At 41.0% G+C, this 3,535-nt stretch carries 6 protein-coding genes and 1 pseudogene; 6 read left to right on the top strand and 1 reads right to left on the bottom strand.

Features of this window, described 5'->3' with window-relative positions; genetic code table 11:
* Positions 1-794: pseudogene (locus tag H6F92_RS04775) on the bottom strand (ISKra4 family transposase); the annotation flags it as partial.
* Between the two features lie 135 nt (positions 795-929).
* Between H6F92_RS04775 and H6F92_RS04770 the strand changes: the two are divergent.
* The 6 genes from H6F92_RS04770 (at position 930) to H6F92_RS04745 (ending at position 3,334) form a co-directional block, all read left to right on the top strand.
* Positions 930-1,460, top strand: coding sequence for a hypothetical protein (locus H6F92_RS04770; protein WP_242030005.1), 531 nt, complete (start codon positions 930-932; stop codon positions 1,458-1,460).
* A gap of 112 nt (positions 1,461-1,572) precedes the next feature.
* The gene (locus tag H6F92_RS04765; protein WP_190356966.1) at positions 1,573-2,145 is read left to right on the top strand and encodes a hypothetical protein; all 573 of its coding nucleotides are present in this window, start codon (positions 1,573-1,575) and stop codon (positions 2,143-2,145) included.
* A complete protein-coding gene (locus H6F92_RS04760; RefSeq protein WP_190356965.1) occupies positions 2,138-2,380 on the top strand; it encodes a hypothetical protein in 243 nt (80 codons plus the stop codon). Before H6F92_RS04765 ends, H6F92_RS04760 begins: the two co-directional genes overlap by 8 nt.
* Positions 2,367-2,834: a hypothetical protein gene (locus tag H6F92_RS04755; protein WP_190356964.1), complete on the top strand. Its 468-nt coding sequence runs from the start codon at positions 2,367-2,369 to the stop codon at positions 2,832-2,834. The genes H6F92_RS04760 and H6F92_RS04755 overlap by 14 nt, the downstream gene beginning before the upstream one ends.
* 46 nt (positions 2,835-2,880) lie before the next feature.
* Complete coding sequence (locus H6F92_RS04750) at positions 2,881-3,075, top strand: hypothetical protein (protein WP_190356963.1); 195 nt, start codon at positions 2,881-2,883, stop codon at positions 3,073-3,075.
* Positions 3,056-3,334 carry a D-Ala-D-Ala carboxypeptidase family metallohydrolase gene (locus H6F92_RS04745; protein ID WP_190356962.1) on the top strand — a complete coding sequence of 93 codons (279 nt, stop codon included), beginning with the start codon at positions 3,056-3,058 and terminating at the stop codon, positions 3,332-3,334. Before H6F92_RS04750 ends, H6F92_RS04745 begins: the two co-directional genes overlap by 20 nt.
* Positions 3,335-3,535: the final 201 nt, after the last annotated feature.

Genomic DNA, 3,535 nt, shown 5'->3' with positions numbered 1-3,535 from the left:
TTCCATAGAAAACATTTTACCTCATCAATCCGCTGGAATGACCCGCCAACTTTATAGAGGTTTTCGATTAAATGATACCAAGACAATATTTCAATTCTTTCCTGTTTCTCTCCTATCTCACGAAATAAATTCCAGATACCATCATGTCCATCTCCTCAACAAATTAAAGGCTTGGCCAAAACTTGAGAATTAACCAAATCTAATAAAGCCGAGTTATCTTGAAAAAAGGCCGCTACCCCCAGTTGATGAAAACTCACTGCTTTATAATCACGCCAAATCAAGGCTTTTCCCTTGGCAGTTCTTAGTCGTACCTTACCGCCATCTAGGCTCATTTCTTCGACTTCAACTTCTGGGTTAGACGGTAATTCTTCAAAAGCATAGCGATGTACGAGGCGTTGTTGGGTACTGTGAGAAACAGCAATTCCTGTCAATGATTTGATTTTCTGCGCCGATTTCTCGTAGGATTCATCGCCACTTAATAGCAAACAGTTCTTCTCTAACATTGGACTCATCTGAGTCCGAGGCTTTACTTCTAACTTCTTCGCTTGTTTTTCTGTAATTGGTAATTCGCCCAAAATACTTTTTACTTTTCTTGTCCGACCGGCTGTTTCTCCTGTGCTTGTTTTGACAAAAAAATACCGATTTCTGGGTTAACATACACCAATCATTAAATCTCTGACCGTCTCCTCTATTTCTCCCAGGTTATTAAATTTCTTAATTTGGGATTGCTCATAGAGACAAGCTCCCAACTCTCGGGATAACTCTTGAATTCTTTTTTCATTTTCTGATAACATTGGATTGTTCCTCCCATCGAGCTATATTCTGAATTGTGAGTTATAACTATTATAATCTCATTTCTCTTTGTGATCAAGTTGAAGATTTTCTAGTTGTTGACGGCTATAAGTATTAATACTCATTGCATAAGTGAGATGCTCCCTAAAAATGATCAGAATGATGTAGAGGAAGATTCTCGCCCAACTTGGGGAGAGATTTCTTTTAGATTAATGAATGAATCTAGCACCACAATAACTAAAACAGAATTAACTACGTTAGCCAACAAAATTAAAACAGAGTTCGGAGCCGCTAACGGATATGTTTGGAAAAAAGGACGAAAATTATACTCTTACACTGAGAAAGACAAGGGTTATCAATTGCAGTTACTTTGTCGAGATGAAGCTACAGCTAAAGAGTTAATTAATAAGGTTTTAGACTTACAAAATGATACGCCTGATTGGAAGTTTTTGAAGTCTAATATTGCCGACAATGAAAATGAATCTTTCCCCTATAGCCCTGGCAATCACACAGTTTTAGGAAAAAGCCGACGTAAACCTCGCCGCCGTCCAATGGTTGATGTGCGCTTTCAGTACGCCACAGCTACCATCTGGGGAGTGAATAAGCCGATCGCTCTTTTCGATCGCTCGTTTACCTTCCTTGATGCTCTTGTAGATGAGTTTCGCTAGTATTCACGGATAGTCTATATCCTTCCGTCAAGTCGTATTGGCTGCAAGCCTTGCTATAACTGAGTTAACGGATTCGCCGTTGTTGATAGCAACAATTTATTGATCAGATAAAATGGCAAGAAAAAGATTTTCAGATTTAGAGCGGATTTATGACGCTTTAAAGTTGGGAAATGTCGAAACCAGTTCACTACCCCAAAATTTAGACTTCGTTAAATATGCAAAATGGCGCGAAGGCAACGGACCAGAGCGAAACATCATTAGACCTAACCTAAATGGAGAAGTTTCGGTCGGTGTGAAAGCGTTTGGATTCAATGAAACTGATGACCAAGCTAAACAGCTAGTCACTATGTCTGGACGCTCTTCTGCTTTTTTAAATGGATTCGCTCCTAAAGCTAAGTTCGGCGTGATCACGACCGGATTAAATGATTTCTTTAAAGATAGCTCCTTTGTGCCGGCCAAAGCTCGCATCGCTACCATTGTTACTGGAACCACTCAGACATCAGCAATTACCGGGCGAAAATACAAGGACAAGACCGGGGCCGCTTACACGGTTCCCATGGGGCAAACAGCTGGAACGATTCGCTATCAAGAGCACATTAACGATATTTTAACCGATGACGTTTTTAGCGGTTCTAATCGCACTCATACCGTAAGTTTTGACCCAGAAGAGTTCCGCCGTGATTAATTCTTTTTTGCCTCAAATTAAAGAAGGAATGAGGTTATGGACTCCTCAAGGATTAGGCGATGAAATTTCTTTAGAAAAAACATCAGAAAATTTAATCCTTTGTGGGCAAGCATTAACCGATTTCCTTTCGTTAAAAATTGACCCCATAAACTATCTTGATATAGTTGAAAGTTGCGGGGTAGATGTCGATGACTATTTAGAGGTAATTAGCTTTAATTTGCATGACTTCTTATAACGCAAGTAATTCTAATAACTGGCAGTCTGTCTGGAGTCAGAGCTTTACCTCAGAACCAGCGCCGGGAAACAGACCAGAATTAGAACGATATTTCCCTTTGCCAGATATTTCCGTTCCGGTTCAGTTAAATGCTGAGTTGCTCGCTTTTTACGCTACCAGTCAAGATGCTGATCCTAAATGGAAGTTCGCGGCTAATGTTAAACGCAAGTATGTCACGGGTTTAACGGTGGGGGGAAACCCTGACACGGTGGTAGATAGTAAGCGAATTTTTTTAAATCAATTTTCGCTGCTAAGATACCCTGTTAGTTTCGGGTCAAGTTATTCCTTGTTAATTTCGGTTCCTTATTGGCATCGACAAATCACTTTGTATTTATGGGAATATACGGGACCGATTATTGACACAAAAGAAATAAAACTCGATCTAATCCTAGAGAGATTACCCGAACAATCATGATTCCATTCAATTTGCTGGTTATTGTTTGCCCCTTATTTTTTTTAGAATGTCACCGAAAAATAAAATCGCTTTACTTCTTATCGGAGCGGGATTAGTTAGCGGGATTGCGATCAGCTATCACCTCCCAGCTGAAAAATTGGCATTAGCCCTTACTGGCCCGACGGCTGTTGTCGGTGCTGGATTAGCCCAATGGAGTACTAATAAAGACGACTGTAGCAACAATGACTCAAACACAGATTAACTGGAGAAATCCTTTTCAAAAAATCTCTAAATATTTTTCTGTAGGAGAGGTAACTAAAGGAGACGCGCGCCGAATTCCCCCTACTGGTGACGACATAGAACGCGAGATTTTAAAACTGGCGATCAAACTTGATCAAATTCGCGAGGAGTGGGGGTCTGCAATTGTCGTTACTTCCTGGTATCGCCCCCCCGAAGTTAACCGCGCCGTGGGTGGGTCGTCTAATTCTCACCCACATTCCGCACCCTCAACTGTCACATAAGCTGTCCCCCTCCAGAGACTTGAGTAAAAATACCTAGCTGGTGAAGGTTTTCTCGGTGGCCGCTAGGGGGGTCTTGAGACCCCTAATGATGAAAAAATAGGAATTGTTGGAAAACTGAGGCGAGTGGACTGTTCGACCATGAATCAATCAACAGAAATTGAAGTCAAAAATCTAGACCATCTGGGATTAGTAGCCGGAATT

This window comes from Microcystis wesenbergii FACHB-1317 (assembly GCF_014696875.1).
Taxonomy (GTDB): domain Bacteria; phylum Cyanobacteriota; class Cyanobacteriia; order Cyanobacteriales; family Microcystaceae; genus Microcystis; species Microcystis wesenbergii_A.
Note: the sequence above shows the minus strand (reverse complement) of the source record. Positions and strands in the feature narration are given on the sequence as shown.